Annotated in this window: 21 protein-coding genes; 7 read left to right on the plus strand and 14 right to left on the minus strand. The window is 70.8% G+C overall.

The annotated features are described in order from the left end of the window. Window positions 1-168: 168 nt before the first annotated feature. The 8 genes from ACO2TI_RS02210 to ACO2TI_RS02245 form a co-directional block, all read right to left on the minus strand. Window positions 169-930 (minus strand): hypothetical protein, encoded by a 762-nt coding sequence (locus ACO2TI_RS02210; RefSeq protein ID WP_423281801.1) that lies wholly within the window; start codon window positions 928-930, stop codon window positions 169-171. Between the two features lie 160 nt (window positions 931-1,090). Beyond that, window positions 1,091-1,480: a ribbon-helix-helix domain-containing protein gene (locus ACO2TI_RS02215; protein ID WP_423281802.1), complete on the minus strand. Its 390-nt coding sequence runs from the start codon at window positions 1,478-1,480 to the stop codon at window positions 1,091-1,093. A 13-nt stretch (window positions 1,481-1,493) separates the two neighbouring features. After that, window positions 1,494-2,072 (minus strand): DJ-1/PfpI family protein, encoded by a 579-nt coding sequence (locus ACO2TI_RS02220; RefSeq protein WP_423281803.1) that lies wholly within the window; start codon window positions 2,070-2,072, stop codon window positions 1,494-1,496. A 94-nt stretch (window positions 2,073-2,166) separates the two neighbouring features. Further along, on the minus strand, window positions 2,167-2,709 hold the full coding sequence (locus ACO2TI_RS02225) for a thioredoxin family protein (RefSeq protein WP_423281805.1): 543 nt from the start codon (window positions 2,707-2,709) through the stop codon (window positions 2,167-2,169). A 77-nt stretch (window positions 2,710-2,786) separates the two neighbouring features. Beyond that, the gene (locus ACO2TI_RS02230) at window positions 2,787-5,615 is read right to left on the minus strand and encodes a hypothetical protein (RefSeq protein ID WP_423281806.1); all 2,829 of its coding nucleotides are present in this window, start codon (window positions 5,613-5,615) and stop codon (window positions 2,787-2,789) included. 12 nt (window positions 5,616-5,627) lie between these two features. Further along, complete coding sequence (locus tag ACO2TI_RS02235; protein WP_423281808.1) at window positions 5,628-6,032, minus strand: hypothetical protein; 405 nt, start codon at window positions 6,030-6,032, stop codon at window positions 5,628-5,630. Between the two features lie 135 nt (window positions 6,033-6,167). Beyond that, window positions 6,168-6,998 carry a quinoprotein dehydrogenase-associated SoxYZ-like carrier gene (locus ACO2TI_RS02240; protein ID WP_423281809.1) on the minus strand — a complete coding sequence of 277 codons (831 nt, stop codon included), beginning with the start codon at window positions 6,996-6,998 and terminating at the stop codon, window positions 6,168-6,170. Next, window positions 6,995-7,975 carry an MBL fold metallo-hydrolase gene (locus ACO2TI_RS02245; protein ID WP_423281810.1) on the minus strand — a complete coding sequence of 327 codons (981 nt, stop codon included), beginning with the start codon at window positions 7,973-7,975 and terminating at the stop codon, window positions 6,995-6,997. Before ACO2TI_RS02245 ends, ACO2TI_RS02240 begins: the two co-directional genes overlap by 4 nt. 157 nt (window positions 7,976-8,132) lie before the next feature. Here ACO2TI_RS02245 and ACO2TI_RS02250 point away from each other — a divergent pair, with 157 nt between their 5' ends. From ACO2TI_RS02250 to ACO2TI_RS02260, 3 genes are read left to right on the plus strand one after another with little or no spacing between them, the layout of a single operon-like run. Continuing rightward, window positions 8,133-8,612 carry a protein-tyrosine phosphatase family protein gene (locus tag ACO2TI_RS02250; RefSeq protein ID WP_423281811.1) on the plus strand — a complete coding sequence of 160 codons (480 nt, stop codon included), beginning with the start codon at window positions 8,133-8,135 and terminating at the stop codon, window positions 8,610-8,612. A 22-nt stretch (window positions 8,613-8,634) separates the two neighbouring features. After that, window positions 8,635-9,396, plus strand: coding sequence for an SDR family NAD(P)-dependent oxidoreductase (locus tag ACO2TI_RS02255; RefSeq protein ID WP_423281812.1), 762 nt, complete (start codon window positions 8,635-8,637; stop codon window positions 9,394-9,396). Then, the gene (locus ACO2TI_RS02260) at window positions 9,393-10,046 is read left to right on the plus strand and encodes an RluA family pseudouridine synthase (protein WP_423281813.1); all 654 of its coding nucleotides are present in this window, start codon (window positions 9,393-9,395) and stop codon (window positions 10,044-10,046) included. Before ACO2TI_RS02255 ends, ACO2TI_RS02260 begins: the two co-directional genes overlap by 4 nt. Here ACO2TI_RS02260 and ACO2TI_RS02265 read toward each other — a convergent pair. The 6 genes from ACO2TI_RS02265 to ACO2TI_RS02290 form a co-directional block, all read right to left on the minus strand. After that, window positions 10,043-10,594: a 2'-5' RNA ligase family protein gene (locus ACO2TI_RS02265; protein WP_423281814.1), complete on the minus strand. Its 552-nt coding sequence runs from the start codon at window positions 10,592-10,594 to the stop codon at window positions 10,043-10,045. The two genes, ACO2TI_RS02260 and ACO2TI_RS02265, sit on opposite strands and share 4 nt — an antisense overlap. Continuing rightward, window positions 10,551-10,961, minus strand: a complete 411-nt coding sequence (locus ACO2TI_RS02270) for a DoxX family protein (RefSeq protein WP_423281816.1) — start codon at window positions 10,959-10,961, stop codon at window positions 10,551-10,553. The genes ACO2TI_RS02265 and ACO2TI_RS02270 overlap by 44 nt, the downstream gene beginning before the upstream one ends. A 126-nt stretch (window positions 10,962-11,087) precedes the next feature. After that, window positions 11,088-12,179 carry a WD40/YVTN/BNR-like repeat-containing protein gene (locus tag ACO2TI_RS02275; RefSeq protein WP_423281817.1) on the minus strand — a complete coding sequence of 364 codons (1,092 nt, stop codon included), beginning with the start codon at window positions 12,177-12,179 and terminating at the stop codon, window positions 11,088-11,090. A gap of 45 nt (window positions 12,180-12,224) precedes the next feature. Beyond that, window positions 12,225-12,497, minus strand: coding sequence for a MoaD/ThiS family protein (locus ACO2TI_RS02280; protein WP_423281819.1), 273 nt, complete (start codon window positions 12,495-12,497; stop codon window positions 12,225-12,227). A gap of 8 nt (window positions 12,498-12,505) precedes the next feature. Beyond that, window positions 12,506-12,778 carry a hypothetical protein gene (locus ACO2TI_RS02285; protein WP_423281820.1) on the minus strand — a complete coding sequence of 91 codons (273 nt, stop codon included), beginning with the start codon at window positions 12,776-12,778 and terminating at the stop codon, window positions 12,506-12,508. Between the two features lie 243 nt (window positions 12,779-13,021). Continuing rightward, on the minus strand, window positions 13,022-13,237 hold the full coding sequence (locus tag ACO2TI_RS02290; RefSeq protein WP_423281821.1) for a hypothetical protein: 216 nt from the start codon (window positions 13,235-13,237) through the stop codon (window positions 13,022-13,024). A gap of 261 nt (window positions 13,238-13,498) precedes the next feature. Here ACO2TI_RS02290 and ACO2TI_RS02295 point away from each other — a divergent pair, with 261 nt between their 5' ends. From ACO2TI_RS02295 to ACO2TI_RS02310, 4 genes are read left to right on the plus strand one after another with little or no spacing between them, the layout of a single operon-like run. Further along, entirely contained in the window at window positions 13,499-15,253 is a 1,755-nt protein-coding gene (locus tag ACO2TI_RS02295; RefSeq protein ID WP_423281822.1) for an ABC transporter ATP-binding protein, read from the plus strand. Further along, the gene (locus tag ACO2TI_RS02300) at window positions 15,243-17,081 is read left to right on the plus strand and encodes an ABC transporter ATP-binding protein (RefSeq protein WP_423281823.1); all 1,839 of its coding nucleotides are present in this window, start codon (window positions 15,243-15,245) and stop codon (window positions 17,079-17,081) included. Before ACO2TI_RS02295 ends, ACO2TI_RS02300 begins: the two co-directional genes overlap by 11 nt. Before the next feature lie 23 nt (window positions 17,082-17,104). Next, window positions 17,105-17,578 carry a YybH family protein gene (locus ACO2TI_RS02305; RefSeq protein WP_423281824.1) on the plus strand — a complete coding sequence of 158 codons (474 nt, stop codon included), beginning with the start codon at window positions 17,105-17,107 and terminating at the stop codon, window positions 17,576-17,578. A 21-nt stretch (window positions 17,579-17,599) separates the two neighbouring features. Further along, on the plus strand, window positions 17,600-18,814 hold the full coding sequence (locus ACO2TI_RS02310; protein ID WP_423281825.1) for an MFS transporter: 1,215 nt from the start codon (window positions 17,600-17,602) through the stop codon (window positions 18,812-18,814). Window positions 18,815-18,818 lie beyond the last annotated feature (4 nt).

Genomic DNA, 18,818 nt, shown 5'->3' on the forward strand with positions numbered 1-18,818 from the left:
GCGCGCAGTCGCACGCAGAGAGTGCGGGCGCGCGGGCGCCCCAAGGCCGGCCAGCCCCCTCGAAGACTGCGAACGCAGCGAGCGTGGGGGCGCGGCCGGCCGCCGGGCCGCCCCGAGGCCGGCCAGCCCCCTCGGGGGGCAGCGAACGCAGTGAGCGTGGGGGCTCGATCACCGCCGCGTCGACGACCAGCCACCCAGGAAGCGCCGCACCGCGCCCGGCTCGGCGCGCGCCGCGGGGTGCGAGCGCGTCACCAGCAGGCCGGCGGTCAGGTACAGGCCGTTGAGCAGCCGCGCGGCGCGTTCGAGACTCATGCCCGGCCAGCCGGCCAGCTCGCGCAGCGGCACCGACTCGCGGCGCAGGTGCTCCATCGCCGACGCGATGACGCCCGAGACCGGTGGGCGCAAGCCGTCCTGCGAGTAGACCGCCCGGTAGGCCGCGGTGCCGCCGATGTCGCTGAGCAGCGCGGTGCGCGGCCCGTACAGCGCCAGCAGCCACAGCAGCGGGTCGAGCTGCCGGTAGTGCTCGGCCTGGGCGATGCGCTCATGCATCCAGTGCCCCGGCGGACGCACGCCCGGCGCGTCGCAGCTGAGCAGGCCGAGGTGCTCGAAGCTCGCGTGCGGCAGCACGGCCATGTCGCGCGGACAGTGGTAGAGCCGCTCGGTCGGGAACAGCGTCACCGGCCAGACCAGGCCCTCGCACTGAAGGCATAGCAGCGCAGGCTCGTGGTGCCGGAGCGAGGTCGCGACCACCTCGAGCGCATCGACGCCGGCCGGCATGTCGCGCTCGAGCCGGCGCATGTCGGCCAGGAACTCGCTGGGCAGCATGCCGGACTTGCCGTCCAGCGGCGTGAAGCCGCTGGTACCGGTCTCCTGGCACACGCGCTCGTACTCGCTGACGCGCCACAGCGTGGACTCGTCGAAATCGCGCATGTTCTGGCCCCCTCGGACTGCTGGCCCCATGCCGCATCCAGCCGGCGGCAAGTAGGACGAGGAACCCTACTCCACAAGGAGGCCCAAATCCAGGGCCCGCGCGCTGCGCCCCACCCGAATGAGGACGTGCGCGGGCTGCGGGGCCGCCTGGGCCGGGGGGTCAGTGCCGCGAGCCGCTCGGCGGCGCCGGATCGTGCCCGCGGCCCCACCCGCCAGGCAGGTCGCCGAGCACGGCGCGCGCATCGAGCGAGCGGATCGGCACGGCCGTCTCGGCCGGGATGCGCCCATGCGCGATCAGCGCCTCGTAGCGCAGCGCGCACACGCGCAGGAAGGACGTGAAGTTGCCGACCGCCCCGCGCGAGTGCACCAGTTCGTCATACAGCTTCTCGATCAGCTGCACGACGCTCATGCCGTCGCGCTGCGCGATCTCTTCGAGCACCGTCCAGTACAGGTTCTCCAGCCGGATGCTGCTCACCACGCCGTGCAGCCGCACCGAGCGCGTGCGGCTGTCGTAGCTGGCGGGGTCGGCGCTGACGAAGATTTCGCACATGCTCGGGCCTTGCTCAGTGGGTGATGCGCGTGCCCAGCACCGCGAGGAACTGCGCGATCCAGGCCGGATGGGCCGGCCAGGCGGGCGCCGTCACGAGCTTGCCGTCGGTGACCGCCTGATCGACCGGGATGCCGACGTATTCTGCGCCGGCCAGTTCCACCTCGACCTGGCAGGCCGGATAGGCCGACACGCGGCGGCCCTTGAGCAGGCCCGTGGCCGCCAGCAGCTGCGCGCCGTGGCAGATCGCCGCGACCGGCTTGCCCTCGGCGAGGAAGTGCTTCGTGATCTCGACCACGCGGGCGTTCATGCGCAGGTACTCCGGTGCGCGACCGCCCGGCACGACCAGCGCGTCGTAGCCCTCGGGCTTGACGTCGGCGAAGCTGGCATTGAGCGTGAAGCGGTGCCCCGGCTTCTCGCTGTAGGTCTGCTGGCCCTCGAAGTCATGGATCGCCGTGATGACGAAATCGCCGGCCTTCTTGTCCGGCGCCACCGCATGGACCTGGTGGCCCACCGCCAGCAGCGCCTGGAACGGCACCATGGTCTCGTAGTCCTCGCCGAAGTCGCCGCAGATCATCAGGATCTTCTTGCTCATCGCCTGTCTCCTTGGTGGGCGTTGGGGAACGGCCATTGTTGAGACGACGCGGCGGCCGGTGGTAGTAGCCGGCTACTGAGGGCTGATCTGGGAGCTACTGGACCAGCTGCAGGATCTCGATCTGCTCGGCCACCGTCTCGAAGGTGCCCGTGCCCGCGGGCATCTGCATCAGCGGGCGGCCCTGGGCGTCGAGCAGCCAGACGCTGGGATAGACCAGCAGCCGCGCGCGCTCGTCGCCGATCGAGCGCTGGAAGGCGGCATAGGGCAGGCTCGCGCCGCCCGCGCGCAGGTACAGGCGCTCGGCCGTCACCGACAGCTCGCTGCGCAGCTCCACCACCAGCCAGCGCCGCGCGAACCGCGGCGCCAGTTCGTCGGCATGGCGCGCGAGGAAGGCCTCGTAGCGCCGGCAATAGGGGCAATCGGTCGCGCCCAGGTAGACGTAGAGCCAGCGGCCTTCGCGACGCGCGCGCTCGATCAGCGGCGCGAGGTCGAACTCGGCGCGCGCGGGCCGGCCGGTGGGCTGCAGCACGACGGGTTCATAGGCGGCCGGCAGACCTGCCAAACAGGCGAAAGCGGCGCTCCAGCCGAGCGCGAGCACCGCCAGCCAGCGAAGCCATGTCGGACATCCGGATCTCATCGGCCCCGAGTATCGGGGCGCGCCACCGCAGGGCAAACCCTGCGGTGGCGCGCGAGGGCGGACGACGCGCCGCGCGGCTACTTCTTCGGCGGCATGCCCGCCAACGGCGGCTGCGGTTCAGCCGGACCCAGGCTGAAGTGCTCCATCAACCAGGAGTCCCGGTCGGCTTGCGCCAGCGGGATCTGGAAGTAGCGATAGCTGCCGTCATCCTTGACGATCTCCACGGGGCCGACCTTCGCGAGGTCGTCGATGATCTTGGCGGCGGCCACGTTGTCGGCGCGGAACTGGCCGACGCGCAGCACCGCACCTCGATTGCGCGCCCAAGCGCAGGACCACTTGAATGCCCACAGCCCCCAACCCTTCTTGCGCGCTTCGGGAACGGTGCTGATGGCGCCTTCCGCGACGAAGTCATCGCCCCGCAGGTAGAGCTTGACCTCCAGCATCACGAGGATCTCGTGCGTCTTCGGATCGCGCACGCCGTAGAGCCGGCTCCTGCCCCTCTTGAGCGATTCGATCACCTGATCCGGATCGCCGTACGGGAAGCGGCGCTTGCGCTCGTCTTCCGTCAGGCGCTTCACATGCGCCGCGACCGCAGGCCAGTCCGCCGGTCCGAGCGCCACCATTGGTCCCGGCGGCGGCGTGACGATCACATCCTTCGCCTTGGACGGCTGGTAGTTCGCCTTGAAGGCGTCCCAGTTCTTCTGCGCGAGTGCCTGCAGCTTCTGCTGGTATCCGAGCAGCCGCTTCTGGAGTTCGTCGTGATTCTTCAGCTTGAGGCGAGGCACGTCCGGCTCGACGACACCTGCCATACCGTCGGGCGCCAGCGACCAGGAGTAGGCCAGGCACAGGAACGAGTACGGATGGGCCATCACCGTCTGCGACTTGCTGTCCCACGTGTACCCGCCCTTGTCCATCAGGTCGGCCGTGTCGGGGTCGGTGTTGGGCAGCACGCCCGCATCGATGAACAGACGCGTCACCTGAGCCAGCGTCATGCCCGGCCGGTACTTGAAAGCCGCCACCTTGGGCGCTTTGCCGGCTTCCAGCGCCAGGTAGGTCTGACGGGCGCAGTTGTTGGTGGAATCGCCCCAGCTGAAGTCGCCGTCGTGCCCGGGCGGCGGAAGCATGGGGTGCAGGGCGAAGCGTCGCTCGGTCATCAGCAGCTTGGCCTGCTGTTCCGTGAGCTGAATCTTGCCCGACTTCACCCCTTCGGCCAGTGCCTGCAGCGTCATGCTGGGGTTGGTGCCGTAGTGCGTGTCCAGACCCTGGGCGCTGGCGGACTCCTGTGCAGAGCGCAGGTTGAACTGCTCGAATCCGTCGAAGTCGTCCAGGTCGACGGCCAACATCATCGGCGTCCCTGTCTCCAGCAGCGACCGCACGATCGGCAGATCCTTCCACTCGATCGGAGCGAGGCCGTGCTTCTTGCGCACCGCGTTCGTGATCGTCAGCGTGTTGTAGCTGGCCGATGCGCAGCCGATGATGTCGACCGCGAGGCCGTCGATCATCTCGGTCTTGCCTTCCTTCTTCGGAATCGACTCCTGGTGGGAGATCGAGACCCGGCCGTCGTCCCTGGAGAATCCAGTGGTCGAGATGTGGGTGATGTCGCCCGGATAGGTGTTCTGGTGCAGCATGACGAAGGCCACGCCCTTGCCTTGCTTGGCCGGCAGCGCGCGCAGCCGCTTGCCCAGCACCTCGAACATCCTCTCGCCCGCGGGCTTGTACTGTGGGTCGGTGAAGATGAGCTCGAAGATCGATTCGTCCTCGACCAGCGCCGCGGCGAAGCGAACGAACTGCTTGTCGGGATCGTCGCCGAAGGCCTTGGCGTAGTCGGCGTAAAGCGGCAGCTTGGTCGCGCGCGCCTCGGACTTCTGCCGGCGTTCGACGAGAGCCTGTGCCTTTTCCTTCGCCTCCCTTTCCTCTTCCTCCTCGAGGGTCTCCATGCCCATGCTTTCCCGCAGGGCATTGACCTCGTCCCGGTTGAGTTCCTGCTTCTTCTCCTGCGACGGCAGGGTGAGCAGCTTCGGCGGGCTGGGGATGAGGGAGATGTGGCCCTTTTCGTTCTTCCTGAAGAACGCCTGAGCCACGGCCATCACGTCCTCGACATGACGGCATTGCGACAGCGCCCGCTTCAGATGCGGCAGCATTTCGCCGCCCGGGGCCATGTACGACGCGATGGTGTCGAAGAACCACTCGAGAAAGCCGACGCAGTTCTCGCCGCCATGCACACCCACGCCGCGCAGGAAGTCCATCCATTCCTGCGCGGTCCACAGGTGGTAGGGCACGGTCTGCGTCTTACCGGCCAGCGCGTAGTGCTTGTCGCCGCGCTCCCACAACGCGTGAAGCAGCACCAACCAGAGCGCCGGCGTGAACGTGCCCAGGTCGACCATGGTGGCTGCGGAGGAATCCGTTCCCGAATGGGGATCGGTCAGCTTCTTCGCGTCGGTTTCGGTATTCCAGAATTGGGTATCGGGATCCGTGACGCTGCGGCACTTCCACGCGCGGTGGACGAAGCCGCTCGGATCGGGCTGCTGCCCCAGGGTCACCGCGGCACCGCCTTTGACATTGCCCGCGTCGCGCCCGGACTGCAGCAAGGACTTGAGCACCGACGCCATCCCTTCCGGCAAGTCGATTTGGCTTCCTTGCTTTCCAATCGCAATGAGCCAGCTCCCGAGTCCGGTGTTGAGCTCCTCCAGATCCTGGGCAACGAATGCCGCATCGACGTGCCCGGGAACGATGGTGGAGACCCCTTCCCCGACCTGCGCGACATGCTTCGACTTGATGAACTGCGTCGGAAGGCCGCGCACGTAGAGCTTGCGGACCGGCGTCTTCGGGATGGGCGGCATCAGCTTGGCGGCCGGCGGCAGCTTGCCGTGGACCTGCCGCAGGCCCATCAGTGGCTTGAGGAACATGGCGATCTCCCTTTACTTCGCGGCGGTGGCCGTGTTGGTGGGCAGGCCTGCGACCGCGCGCGCGGCGATCTGCGCCATTTCTTTGGCGATGTCTTCGGGTTTCGTCGTCGGAGCGAAAGGCAGCTGGGCCCGGTAGACGATCGAGTCGGTCGCGTTCCAGCGGCCGTAGCAGCCGTAACCGTCCTGGGCACTCGGAAGCTGGGTATTGGCCTCGAGCAGCGCGCGATCGTTGTCCAGCGACGTGCCGCCGCAATCGGCCAGGACGAAAACGACGTCCGGAATGGACTCGTCGAACGCCAGCGCGACGGTGTGCCCGTTCAGCGCGAAGTTGTTCACCGCATCGTCGGGCGCATCCTTGGGATCGCCCGCGATCTTGTGCAGCTCGGTGACCAGCTTGATGTAGTCGTCCTTCTTCATGATGCGTGTTCCTCGATGGGTGAAGCCCCCAATGGGCTGCACCAGTCTCGGACGCACCGATCGCGCCGAACATCGGCGCGATCATGACGACGAAGTCGGAGAGTTCCTGAGCCAGCCGGCCTTCGGTCTCGGCCGCTAGCCGATCCTCAGCACGCCGCTGTAGCGGCCGTCCTTCGAATCCTCGACCTCTGCGCGCAGCTCGCCTGCCTCGCGCGGCACGAAGCAAAAGCGCAGGCTCGGGTTCTCGCTGACCGAGAAGTCGAGCTCGGCATCGAACAGGCGCCGCTCGCCGTAGCGCAGCTTGATCGAGCGCACGAAATGCGGCGGGATGTACATCACCGTCTGCTGGTTCAGCTCGAAGCCGGTGTCGTTGGGGTGGATCACGGTCAGGTCGACCGGCGTCGGCCGGCCCATGTGCACACCTTCGGGCAGCCTCATCACCGTCTTGCCGATGTTGTGCAGCTGGTCGCGGTTGGGCGGCGCGGAGCAGCCGCCCGAGACCTTGCAGTAGCGCGAGTCGGTGTGCAGCTCGCCGTTGGACAGCTCGCTGACGACGCGCACGTGGCTGTACTCGTCGACGCGCAGCCGCGTCTCCAGGTCGGCCTGGCCGATGTCGGTGGTGAGATCGAGCGTCGCCGCGACTGGCGACGGGTTCTTGTCGACCAGCAGCACCAGCCGCTTGACGTACAGCGACTCGCTTTGCGCCAGCTTCGACACCACCTTGACCGGCACCGAGGCGCCGTAGGCCGCGCGCAGCGGCACCACCAGCTGCACGCGGCTGCCGTCGGCCACGATCGGGCGCGCGCCGAACAGCTTCTCGCGCAGGCGCTCCCACTCGGGCGACGAGTCGGCGTGGCCGACGTTGCTCGGCAGGCCGCCGGGCGCGGCGCGCCCCACCACTGGCAGCAACGCGGCCGATGCGGCCGACGCGATCAATGCGCGCCGGCGAATCCGAAGCAGGCTCATCGACGGTTCTCCTCGCGAAACAGCAGGTCGCGTTCGAGCCGCACGTAGATGATCGAGGCGTTGCGGCGGTGGATGGTGTCGTACTGGTCCCAGCGGTCGAACTCGGGCAGCGCCGCAGCGTCGGCCACTTCGCTGAGCGCGACGCCGCGTTCGAGCAGCTGGGTCAGGCGCCACTCCAGCCGCACGAGATAGCGCTGCTCGGCGTCGATGGCGGCGACCGTGGTCACCGGGCCGTGGCCGGGCACGATGGCCGACGGCGCGCGCGCGCGCAGCGCGTCGAGCGCGCGGCGCCAGCCGGCGAGGTCGCCGTCGAGCACGTCGGGGATGCGCCGCGCATCGAGCAGGCCGCCGGCGAACAGCACGCCGCTGCGCTCGTCGAGCACCGCCACGTCGCCCGGCCCGCTGGAGTGGCCGAAGTACAGCAGTTGCACCGGCCGGCCGATCGCGTCGATCCGCGGCGAACCGTCGAACGCGACATCGGGCTGCCACATGATGGTGCCGCGCATTTCGTCTTCGCCGAGCTGGCGCTGCAGGTTCTTCAGGCAGGTCTCGCAGCGCGAGGCCATCAGCCGCGCCGCGTCGCGGTGCATGTGCAAGGCGATGCCGCGCTCGCGAAAGGCCGCCGCGCCGAACAGGAACTCCTGACGCGGGTGCGTGACGATGGCCAGCCGCACGGGCCGGTCGGTCACCTGCGCGATCGCCTGCAGCAAGGCCTGGCCATGTCGATACGAGGTGCCGGTGTCGATCGCGATCACGCCCTGCTCGCCGACGATGAAGCCGGCATTGCCGACGCGCCCGAGATTGACGGTGTCCACGTCGCCGGGCAGCCCGCGCACGACGTAGACGCCCGGCGCCACCGACTCGGCGCGCGGCGTGCGCGCGGCGTCGCGCGCCGACGCGCAGGCCGCGGCCAGGCCCAGCACCGCGAGCGCCAGCCCTGCCGCGCCCAAGCCTCTCGCCCACCGCCATTGCTTCATGCCAAGGACCATGCCGCGCCTCGTCGCGAACGCCTGCGACGCCGCCCCAGCTTAGGGCGCCGGCCCCCGCGCACCAACCCGGATCCACCCTCGGCCCATGTCGCAGCGATAGGATGCGCAGTGCTCCATCGCCGGAGCAGTCTGGAAGTTTCTTGTCATGGGATTGCGATTCGTCGATGCCTCCGCGCCCGGCCATGGCCGCCTCGTGCTGGCCTCGATGCCCGGCCGCTTCGAACCCTGGGCCGAGTTCATGGCGCTGGCGCGCCAGGCGCAGGTCGGCCTCGTCGTGTGCCTGGCGCCGCTGGATGAAGTGGCCGAGCTGTCGCCGACCTATGCGCGGCTGATCGGCCTGGGCGAGCTGCCGTTTCGCTGGCTGCACCTGCCGATGCGCAACTACGGCCTACCGGAAGACCTGGCCGGCTTTCGCGCCGGCATCGCGCGCGTCGACGCCGCGCTGCGCGCCGGCGAGACCGTGCTGCTGCACTGCGCGGCCGGCATCGGTCGCACCGGCTCGGCCGCGGCCTGCGTGCTCAAGTGCGCCGGCCTGGAGACCGAGGAAGCGCTGCGGCGCGTGCGCGCTGCCGGCTCCAACCCCGAGAACGCGGTCCAATCCGGGCTGGTCGAGCAGTTCTCGTGAAGGCCACTCCTGAGGATCGGGCATGGAACGTCATCTCTACGTCATCACCGGCGCCTCGCGCGGTCTCGGCCATGCGCTCGCCACCCAGCTGCTGCGCCCCGGCCACGAGCTGCTGCTGATCGCACGCCGGCCCGCGACCGACCTCGCGACGCTGGCGGCATCGCGCGGCGCCACCGTCACCGACTGGGCGATCGACCTCGCGCAAGAGCCGGCCGGTGCCGCGTCGCGCCTGGCCGAGTGGCTGCGCGCCCGCGGCGGCGCGGGCCTGCGCAGCGCCAACCTGATCAACAACGCGGCCGCGCTGCCGACCTCGGCGCCGCTGGGCGAGGTGCCGGCGGCCGAGGTCTCGCAAGCGCTGCGTGTCGGCCTCGAGGCCGCGATGCTGCTGACCGGCGCCTTCCTCGCCGCCACGCGCGACTGGACCGCCACGCGGCGCATCGTCAATGTCTCGTCCGGCCTCGGGCGCCGGCCGATGGCCTCGGCGGCGGTCTACTGCGCCGCCAAGGCCGGCATGGACCACTTCAGCCGCTGCGTCGCGCTCGAAGAGGCCGCGCGGCCGCACGGCGCGCGCATCGTCTCGCTGGCGCCCGGCGTGATCGACACCGACATGCAGGTGCAGCTGCGCAGCGCCGATCCGGCCGCGTTCGCCGATCGCGAACGCTTCGTGCGCCTCAAGACCGACGGCCTGCTCGACAGCCCCGAGCAGGCCGCCGCCAAGCTGCTGGCCTTCCTGGCGAAGCCCGATTTCGGACGCGAGCCGGTGGCCGACGTGCGCGACGCGTGACGGCGCCGGCGTTCGAGATCGTCCACGCCGACGCAGCGCTGCTCGTCGCGCTCAAGCCCGCCGGCCTGCTGGCCGTGCCCGGCCGCGGCGAGGACAAGCAGGACTGCCTGATCGCGCGCGTTCGCGCTCGCTTCGATGACGCGCTGGTGGTCCATCGGCTCGACCAGGCGACCTCGGGCTTGATGGTGTTCGCGCGTGGCCTCGATGCGCAGCGCGCGCTGTCGCGTGCCTTCGAGCAGCGCGCGGTCGACAAGCGCTACGTCGCGGTCGTGGCCGGCCGACTCGAGGCGCCCGAATGGTTCACGATCGACCGCCCGCTGATCTGCGACTGGCCGAACCGGCCGCGCCAGATCGTCGACGAGGCACGCGGCAAGCCTTCGCGCACGCGCTGCCGCACGCTGGCCTGCGACGCCGCCCAGGACCTCACGCGCGTCGAGCTCGAGCCACTGACCGGACGCTCGCACCAGCTGCGCGTGCACCTGCAATCCATCGGCCATCCGATCCTCGGCGACGCGCTCTACGCGCCGCCCGATCGGCAGCGCCACGGCATCGCCGACGGACGGCGACTGCTGCTGCACGCGAGCCGGCTCGCATTCGCGCATCCGCGCAGCGGCGATCGTTGCAGCTTCGAAAGCCCGGCGCCGTTCTAGATTTCACCGAGCACGCGGTAGTGCCCCGGCGGACGCAGGTCCGACTCGACCAGCACCGCGCGCTCGACGCGCCAGGCAATGGGCGGGAACTGCTGCGGCGGCAGCGCGCCCTCGGCCTGCCGCGCCAGCGTGACGTGCGCCCGCCAGGGGCGCGCCGGCGCGCCGCAGGCAGCGCGCAATGCATCGTGGGCTTCGATCAGCGGCTCGGGCACCTGGCTCGCGCCGAGCACCGCGATGCCGCGTGGCCAGACCTGCGCCGCATCGAGCACGAGCTCGACGGGGCGCGGCCAGCGCGGGCACAGCGAGACCAGTTCGGCAATGCGCTCGCGATCGATCGCGTCGCCGAGGAACAGCAGGGTCGCGTGCAGGCGCTCGCCGCGCGTGCGACGGCTGGCCCGGCTCCAGCGCCAGCAGGCCTGGTGCGCGAGCAGCGCGCAGCGCGTCGCTTCGTCGGGCCAGAGCGCGAAGAACAGGCGCGCCGACGCGGTGTCGGCGCGGCCCGGCTCAGTCGCCCCGTTGGCGGTCGAGCGCAAAGGCGCCGGCGCCATGCGCGGCCACGAAGAGCAGGCCGCCGACGATGGCCATGTTCTTCCAGAAGTGGATGCTCTGGGCCATCTGCTGCTCCGGCGGCACCGCCCAGTAGTTGTGGAAGATGACACCCGACACCAGCGTGAACAGCGCCAGGATCAGCGCCGCCCAGCGCGTGCGCCAGCCCAGCAACAGCGCGGCCGCGACGCCGATCTCGACGACGATCGCCAGCGCCGCGCCCACCTGCGGCAGCGGCAGGCCCTTGGACGCGATGTAGCCGACGGTGCCTTCGAAACCGCCGATCTTGCCGATGCCTGCCGGAACGAACAGCGCGGCGATCAGGATGCGCCCGACGAGCGGGCCGAACTTGTCGATGACAGCTTGCATGTAGCGCTTCCTTCTTGGTGGGGAGGTTGGCGCGGCACCGATCGCGCCGCTCGCCGATTCGACACCGGCGCCGCGCGGCTGTCGAGCCGTCCGAAGGCAGATGCGCTGGCGGTGGTGGCGGGGACTTCAGCCGAAGCGCACGGCGTAGACGGGCGGCAGCGTCAGCGACACCGTGCGCCAGGCATTGCCGCCATCAGCGCTGGCCCACAGGCCGCCGGTGGTGCTGGCCATCAGCAGCTGCTCGCCGTCGGCGGCGACCTCGAGGCCGTGGCGGTAGGCCAAGTCGTAGCAGTCGCGCTGCGGCAGGCCCTCGCGCAGCGTCTCGAAGCTCGCGCCGCCGTCGCGCGTGCGGTTGACGGCCAGCGCGGCATCGACCGGCACGCGCTTCTCGTCCGCGACCGCCGGTGCGAACCAGGCCGTGTGCGGATCGCGTGGATGCACGGCGACGCCGAAGCCGAAATCCGACAGCGGCGCCTCGATCGGCTGCCAGCTCGCCGCGTTGTCGGCACTGCGCCAGATGCCGTTGTGATGCTGGCACCACAGCACGTCGGGCGCCGCATGGCAGCGCGCGACGCGGTGCGGGTCCTGGATCGCCGGATCCTCGGCGCGCTCGGGCGGCATGTACGAGGCGCGCATGCCCTTCGTGTGCACGTCCCAGTTTGCCCCGTCGTCGCGCGTGATCCAGACGCCGCCGCAACTGACCGCCACCAGCAGTTCGCCCTCGCGCTGCGGATGCGGGCAGATCGAGTGGATGCCCGGCACGTCGTAGCCGCCGCCGAACCACTGCAGCCGCTCGGGCCGCTGCCACAGCGACTCGACGAGCTGCCACGAGCGTCCGTGATCGGACGAGCGGAACAGGCCGCCGGGCAGCGTGCCGGCCCAGACCGTGCCGGCACCGTCGCGCTCCAGGCTCCAGATCTGCACCAGCTTCCAGGCCGGCCCTTCGGCGCCGGCCGGCTGTTCGGGATAAGCGGGCGTCGCCACTTCGCTCCAGCTCGCGCCGCCGTCGTCCGAGGCCTGGACCTTGACGCCCCAATGCCCCAGGTTGAGCGCGGCGAGCATGCGGCCGCGGGCGTCGGGCGCCAGCAGCATCGACACCGGCTCGCCGAGGAAGCTCACGCGCTCGATGCGCCAGGCAGCGCCGCTGCCGCGCCGCAGCTCGAACAAGCCCTTGCGGGTCGCCACCCAGGCGCGGTCGGTGACTTGGCTGACGGACATCGCGTTGTCTCCTTGCGTGGAAGGGCGTGGACGTCAGAGGAGCATTCAGCCTCCGGACAGAGCCTGCGCCACGTAGACGCGACTCGCCGCGCCCAGCGGGTCGAGCAGCCGGCGCCGGTCGCGGATGGCGTGCCCGTCGATGTAGATCGCCACATTGGGCCGCAGCTGGCCCTGGTCGTCGAGCACGTAGCCGCGCAGCTTCGGGTTCAGTTCGAACGCGGCCGCGAGGGCCTGCATCAGCGTCGCCGCGCCGGGCGCATCAACGCCAGGTGCCGCCGTAAACCGGCGCAGCTGGGGCGTGAAGTCCACCCGCGCCACCGCGGCTCCTACGGCAGTTCGCGCGCCTCGATGTCGACCACCTCGCCGCTGTGGCGCGGCGCGCCGCGGCTTGCCGACACATGCGAAGCGGCCCGGCTGCGCGCGCGGCGCACCGCCTGCCAGCTGGCCGTGGGCCGGCGTCCGCGCAGCAGCGAGACCACGGTCAGCAAGGCCGCGAGGATCAGGCCGGCGACCAGCACGCTGAGCGCGAACACCAGGCCGCCAAGGATCAGCACCAGGCGCAGCACGCGAGCGCCCAGACGGTAAAGCCATTGGGTCATGCGCGCATTGTCGCGCCGACGCCAATGCCCTGACGGCAGACGCAGGCCTTCGTTCGGCTGATGCACAATCGCCTCCACAAAAAAGAGGGCCGCTGCAAGGCGGCCCTGGAAGTCAGCGGGGGAGTCTTGGAAATCCCGCTGGGTTGGAACTGTGCACGCCGGCCATCCTTCAGCGCTACGAAGGAGCCGGCGTTGCTCTTGCTGGCTTCGATCGACTCGCCAAGCCGGCGAAAGGTTCATCGATCAGCAGGTCGCCGTCGCGACCATCTCGGGGCATTGATCGGCGGCCGCATTCGACAGCAGCTGCGAGGCGGCACCGCGCACCACGACGCGCTCGAGGCGCACCGTCGGCGTGGCCGGTTCGGCCAGGGTCGCCAGCAAGGCGCCTTCGGCCAGAGTGGCAACCACGGCGACGACCGCGGTGGTCAGGCGGGCTTGACGCGACATCATCGTGAACATGGCTGGCTCCTGATGGGGCGGAATCGGTTCGGGGTGAATGCAGTGTGGGCGCCGGGCCGCCCGATTGCACGCGGCGTGCGATGAACGGCCCCAAGCGCGGCTCGAACTGCGCCCGCAAGCTGCCGAAACGCAACGAAGATCGATGCCCACGGCGCCGCACGCCCCGACGCGCGCCCCTACACTCGCCACGCCCGCCGCAGCGGTGCGCCCACGAGGTGCCTGCAACCGACCTTCGCCGTGGCGGCCCATCGTGACCCATCCGTGACGCTCACCGGACTCCTTCTCGCCTTCGTGCGCCGCCATGGGCGCGCCTATGCCGCCTCGGCGCTGATGCTGGTCGGCATTGCCTTCCTGATCGTCTGGCTGCCGCGCCAGGTCGGCCATCTGGTCGACGAGCTGGTCGCCGGCCGGCTCGACGCGCCATCGCTCACGCGCGAGCTCGCGCTGCTGCTCGGCGCCGGCGTCGCGATCTACTTTCTGCGCGTGGGCTGGCGGCTCAAGCTCTATGCCGCGGCCTACCGGCTCGGCGTCGAGCTGCGCGAGCGCCTGTACCGGCGCCTGACGCTTCAAGGCCCGCGCTTCTACCAGCAGCGCCGCACCGGCGACCTGATGGCGCTGGCCACCAACGACATCGACGCGGTCGAGCTGGCCGCCGGCGAGGCGCTGCTGGCCGGTTTCGACGGCACGCTGACCCTGGTGCTGGTGGTCGTCTCGATGGCCTTCGCGGTCGACGCTCGCCTGGCCGCCGTCGCGCTGCTGCCCTTTCCGGCGATGGCGCTGGCCTTCTGGTGGATCTCGCGCCACGTGCACGACGCCTCGCACGACGCGCTGGCGCGCTTTTCCGACCTCAACGACCACGTGCAGGAAACCCTGGCCGGCGTGCGCACCCTGCGCGCACTGGGCCTGGAGACGCGCAGCGCGCAGCGCTTCGCCGAGCTGGCCGAAGGCGCCGCGCACGCCAGCGAGCGCGCGCAGCGCTGGGAAGCGACCTACGAGCCTGCGGTCGGCCTGTCGCTGACGGCCGCCACCGTGCTGACGCTGGGCTACGGCGGCTGGCTGGTGTGGCATGCGGAGCTCACGATCGGCCAGCTGACCAGCTTCAGCCTCTACCTCGGCCAGCTGATCTGGCCGATGTTTGCGGCCGGCTGGGTGTTGTCGCTGATCGAGCGCGGCCGCGCAGCCTGGGGCCGTCTGCAGCCGGTGCTCGACGCGCCGCTGACGCTCGACGACGACGGCGCCGTCGACGCCATCACGCCCGGCGCGATCGAGGCGCGCGACGTGAGCTTCTCGTATCCCGGCCAGCGCGCGCTCGCACTCGACGAGGTCTCGCTGTCGCTCGCGCCGGGCCAGACGCTGGGCCTGGTCGGCCCGACCGGCGCGGGCAAGAGCACCCTGCTCAAGCTGCTGCTGCGCCAGTGGGTACCGCAGCATGGCTCGCTGCACTGGGGCGGCACCGACCTTTCGCACCTGCGGCTCGACGTGCTGCGCGAAGCCTGCGCCTGGGTGCCGCAGGAGCCCTTCCTGTTCTCGGCCTCGGTGGCCGAGAACATTGCGCTGGCGCAGCCGCGCGCGACGCCGGCGCAGATCGAGCGTGCCGCGCGCCTGGCCGCCGTGCACGACGACATCCTGCGCCTGCCGCAGGGCTACGCGACGCCGGTCGGCGAGCGCGGCGTCACGCTCTCGGGCGGGCAGCGCCAGCGCGTGGCGATCGCGCGCGCGCTGCTGGCCGACTGCCCGCTGCTGCTGCTCGACGACGCGCTATCGGCCGTCGACACCGGCACCGAGGCCAGCATCCTGGCCCACCTGCGCGAGCAGCGGCGCGGCCGCAGCGTGATCATCGTGGCGCACCGGCTGAGCGCGGTGGCCGACGCCGACCACATCGTCGTGCTGCATCACGGCCGCGTGACCGAGCGCGGCACGCACGACGAGCTGGTGGCACGCGGCGGCTGGTACGCCGCGCAATGGCGCTACCAGCAGCTGGAGGAACAACTGGAGGCCACGCTCGATGCCGCCTGAAGTCACCGCGGCGCTGCCGGGCGCATCCGCTTCGACGCCGGCACGCGACGCCGACCCGCGCCGCGCCGCCTTCGCGCTGCTGTGGCGCGCCGCGCGGCCCGATCTTCGCCACCTGAAGCTCGGCGCCTTCGGCCTCGCGCTCGCGGCCGGGCTCGAGGCGCTCGGCCCCATCCTCGGCAAGGCGCTGATCGACCGCCACTTGCTGCCGCGCGATGGCGACCTGTGGTCCATCGGCGGCTTGCTGCTGGGCGCGCTGGTGGCCGGCGCGCTCGCATCGCTGCTTCGCTACGGCCAGCTCGTGCGGCTGGCGGGCCTGGCGATGCGCTCGGTGCGGCGCCTGCGCGAAACGGTCTACGGCCACGTGCTGCGCCTGCCGATGAGCTACTTCGACCGCGCCATCACGGGCCAGCTCGTCAGCCGCGTCACCAACGACACCGAGGCGGTGCAGCAGCTCTACGTGCAGGTGCTGTTCGTGATGCTAGACAGCCTGATCCTGCTGGCCGGCCTGCTGGTGACGATGGCCCTGCTCGACTGGAAGCTGATGGCCATCGTCGCGGTGCTGCTGCCGGCGGTGATCGTCATCGTCTGGCTGTACCAGCGCTGGTCCGCGCCGGCGGTGGCGCGCACGCGCGAGCTGCGCAGCGAGCTCAATGCGCAGATGGCCGAGTCGATCGCCGGCATGGCGGTGCTGCAGACCGACAACGCGAGCGGCCGATTCGCCGAGCGCTACAAGGGCGTCAACGAGGCGCACTACGCCTCGCGCAAGCGCGAGCTGCGCGCCAACGCCTGGCTGCTGCGCCCGGCGCTCGACTTCCTCAACGTCGCCTTGCTGGCGGCGGTGATCGGCGTGTCGGGCCTGCGGCAGTTCGAGGGCGGCGGCCTGAGCGCGGTCGAGATCGGCGTGCTGTACGCCTTCATCAGCTACGTGACGCGCGTGGTCGACCCGCTGATCCAGATCACGATGCAGTTCTCGCAGCTGCAGCAGGCGGTGGTGTCGGCCGCGCGCGTGAACACCTTGCTCGACGAGGCCGAGGCCCACGCGCCCAATGCCGGCGGCGCGGTGACGCAAGGCGCGGTGCGCTTCCACGACCTGAGCTTTGCCTACGGCAGCGGGCCGAACGTCCTGTCGCACATCGACCTCGCGATCGCGCCGGGCGAGTTCGTCGGCATCGTCGGCCATACCGGCAGCGGCAAGAGCACGCTGCTGTCGCTGCTGCTGCGCTTCTACCCGGCGCCGGCCGGTCGCCTGACGCTCGACGGCGTGCCGGTCGAGGCGCTCGGCGATGCGGCGTTCCGCGCCGCGGTGGGCCTGGTGCCGCAGGAGCCCTTCCTGCTTGCGGCGAGCGCGCGCGAGAACATCGCGATGGGGCGCGACATTCCGGATGCGCAGATCGAGGCCGCGGCGCGCGCGGCTCGCGCGCACGAGTTCATCGAGGCGCTCGAGCGCGGCTACGACACGCCGCTGGGCGAAGGCGGCGCGCGGCTGTCGGTGGGCCAGAAGCAGCTGGTCGCGATCGCGCGCGCGCTGGCCGGCGCGCCGAAGATCCTGCTGCTCGACGAGGCGACCAGCCACATCGACAGCGAGACCGAGCGCGCGGTCCAACAGGCGCTGGCGCTGGTGCGCGGGCGCGTCACGACGATCGCCGTCGCGCACCGGCTGTCGACGATCCGCGATGCCGACCGCATCGTCGTTCTCAACCACGGCCGCATCGCCGAAATCGGCTCGCACGAGGCGCTGATGGCGATCGAAGGCGGCATCTACCGCCGGCTCTACGAGCTGCAGCAGCTCGAGTCCGACGACGACGAAGCCGTGGCCGAATCAAGCTGAACACACACCGAGGAGGACCCGAGATGAGACTGCCGTCGCTGTTGCGATCCGTCCTGATGCTGGGCGCCGCCGCCGCCGTCGCGGGCTGCGGCAGCGGCCCGCTGCTGCTGCCCAACGAAAGCAACATGGTGCTCGCGCGCCAGGTGCGCAACACCGAAGCCGACTTCGCGCGCACGATGGCCGCGCGCGACCACGAAGGCTTCAAGCGCTTCCTCGCCGAGGACACGGTGTTCTTCACCGGCCCCGAGCCGCTGCGCGGCAAGGCCGCCGTGGCCGCGCACTGGAAGCGCTGGTTCGAGGGCCCGGCGGCGCCGTTCTCGTGGGAGCCGCGCGACGTCGAGGTGCTCGACAACGGCACGCTCGCGATGTCCAAGGGCCCGGTCTACGGCCCCGACGGCCGCCCGATCGGCAGCTTCAACTCGGTGTGGCGCCGCGAGCCCAACGGCGACTGGCGCATCGTCTTCGACACCGGCTGCTCGTGCCCGGACCGACGCTGACGCCATGATCGAATCGAACGAATGAGCGTCGGGCGATCGCCGCTGCGCGAACACCCGGCCTTCATGCGCTTCTGGTGCGCGCGCCTGGCCGGCAGCGCAGGCAGCCAGATGATGATGGTCGCGGTCGGCTGGCAGATGTACGAACTGACCGCCAGCGCCTGGGACCTCGGCCTCGTCGGGCTGCTGCAGTTCCTGCCCGCGCTGGTGCTGACCTTGCCGGCCGGCCATGCGGCCGACCGCTGGCATCGCGGTCGCATCCTGGCCGCATGCTTCGCGCTGCAGACCGCCATCGGCGGGCTGCTCGCGGCTTCGGCGCTGGGCCATTGGGCCAGCCGCGAGCTGCTGCTGGGGATCTCGGTGCTGCTCGGCACGGCGCGCGCCTTCCAGATGCCGGTGCAGCAGGCGCTGCCGGCGCTGCTGGTGCCCGACGTGGTGCTGCCGCGCGCGCTCGCCTTCAGCTCGGCCGGCATGCAGGTGGCGATCATCGGCGGGCCGGCGCTCGGCGGCCTGCTCTACGCGGCCGGCGCTGGGGTGGTCTACGGCACGTGTGCGGCGCTGTTCGTTGCCGCGCTGTGGCTGGCCTTCGGGCTGCGCTACGAGCATGCGCCGCCACCCAGGGAACCGGTCACGTTGCGCACCGTGTTCGCCGGCGTGAGCTTCATCCGCAGCCGCGAGGCGATGCTGGGCGCGATCTCGCTGGACCTGTTCGCGGTGCTGCTGGGCGGCGCGGTCGCGCTGCTGCCGATCTTCGCGAAGGACATCCTGCATGTCGGTCCGTGGGGGCTGGGCCTGCTGCGCTCGGCGCCGGCGGCCGGCGCGCTGCTGCTTTCGGTTTGGCTCACGCGCCGGCCGATCGAGCGCCATGTCGGTCGCGCGATGTTCGTCGCGGTGATCGTGTTCGGCCTCGCGACGCTGGCCTTCGGGCTGTCGACCTCGTTCTGGGTCTCGCTTGGCGCGCTGTTCGTCAGCGGCGCGGCCGACATGGTCAGCGTCGTGATCCGCCAGACACTCGTGCAGCTGGAAACGCCGAACGAAATGCGCGGGCGCGTCAGCGCGGTGAACTCGATCTTCATCGGCGCGAGCAACCAGCTCGGCGAGTTCGAGTCGGGCGTCACCGCGGCGTGGTTCGGACCGGTCGGGTCGGTCGTGATGGGAGGCATCGGGACGATCGTCGTCGCGCTGACGTGGATGCGGCTGTTTCCGGCGTTGGCGCAGCGCGACCGGCTGCGCGGCTGAGGCC

It is taken from the genome of Caldimonas sp. KR1-144 (genome assembly GCF_049446155.1).
Lineage (GTDB): Bacteria > Pseudomonadota > Gammaproteobacteria > Burkholderiales > Burkholderiaceae_C > Rivibacter.

Bases quoted from the DNA above. Each gene is read 5' to 3' on its own strand.
- ACO2TI_RS02300 (WP_423281823.1), top strand. From the start codon at position 15,243: ATGCCGCCTGAAGTCACCGCGGCGCTGCCGGGCGCATCCGCTTCGACG.
- ACO2TI_RS02250 (WP_423281811.1), top strand. From the start codon at position 8,133: ATGGGATTGCGATTCGTCGATGCCTCCGCGCCCGGCCATGGCCGCCTC.
- ACO2TI_RS02305 (WP_423281824.1), top strand. From the start codon at position 17,105: ATGAGACTGCCGTCGCTGTTGCGATCCGTCCTGATGCTGGGCGCCGCC.
- ACO2TI_RS02290 (WP_423281821.1), bottom strand. From the start codon at position 13,237: ATGTTCACGATGATGTCGCGTCAAGCCCGCCTGACCACCGCGGTCGTC.
- ACO2TI_RS02285 (WP_423281820.1), bottom strand. From the start codon at position 12,778: ATGACCCAATGGCTTTACCGTCTGGGCGCTCGCGTGCTGCGCCTGGTG.
- ACO2TI_RS02265 (WP_423281814.1), bottom strand. From the start codon at position 10,594: ATGGCGCCGGCGCCTTTGCGCTCGACCGCCAACGGGGCGACTGAGCCG.
- ACO2TI_RS02245 (WP_423281810.1), bottom strand. From the start codon at position 7,975: ATGAAGCAATGGCGGTGGGCGAGAGGCTTGGGCGCGGCAGGGCTGGCG.
- ACO2TI_RS02225 (WP_423281805.1), bottom strand. From the start codon at position 2,709: ATGAGATCCGGATGTCCGACATGGCTTCGCTGGCTGGCGGTGCTCGCG.
- ACO2TI_RS02230 (WP_423281806.1), bottom strand. From the start codon at position 5,615: ATGTTCCTCAAGCCACTGATGGGCCTGCGGCAGGTCCACGGCAAGCTG.
- ACO2TI_RS02235 (WP_423281808.1), bottom strand. From the start codon at position 6,032: ATGAAGAAGGACGACTACATCAAGCTGGTCACCGAGCTGCACAAGATC.
- ACO2TI_RS02215 (WP_423281802.1), bottom strand. From the start codon at position 1,480: ATGTGCGAAATCTTCGTCAGCGCCGACCCCGCCAGCTACGACAGCCGC.
- ACO2TI_RS02255 (WP_423281812.1), top strand. From the start codon at position 8,635: ATGGAACGTCATCTCTACGTCATCACCGGCGCCTCGCGCGGTCTCGGC.
- ACO2TI_RS02220 (WP_423281803.1), bottom strand. From the start codon at position 2,072: ATGAGCAAGAAGATCCTGATGATCTGCGGCGACTTCGGCGAGGACTAC.
- ACO2TI_RS02270 (WP_423281816.1), bottom strand. From the start codon at position 10,961: ATGCAAGCTGTCATCGACAAGTTCGGCCCGCTCGTCGGGCGCATCCTG.
- ACO2TI_RS02275 (WP_423281817.1), bottom strand. From the start codon at position 12,179: ATGTCCGTCAGCCAAGTCACCGACCGCGCCTGGGTGGCGACCCGCAAG.
- ACO2TI_RS02240 (WP_423281809.1), bottom strand. From the start codon at position 6,998: ATGAGCCTGCTTCGGATTCGCCGGCGCGCATTGATCGCGTCGGCCGCA.
- ACO2TI_RS02210 (WP_423281801.1), bottom strand. From the start codon at position 930: ATGCGCGATTTCGACGAGTCCACGCTGTGGCGCGTCAGCGAGTACGAG.
- ACO2TI_RS02310 (WP_423281825.1), top strand. From the start codon at position 17,600: ATGAGCGTCGGGCGATCGCCGCTGCGCGAACACCCGGCCTTCATGCGC.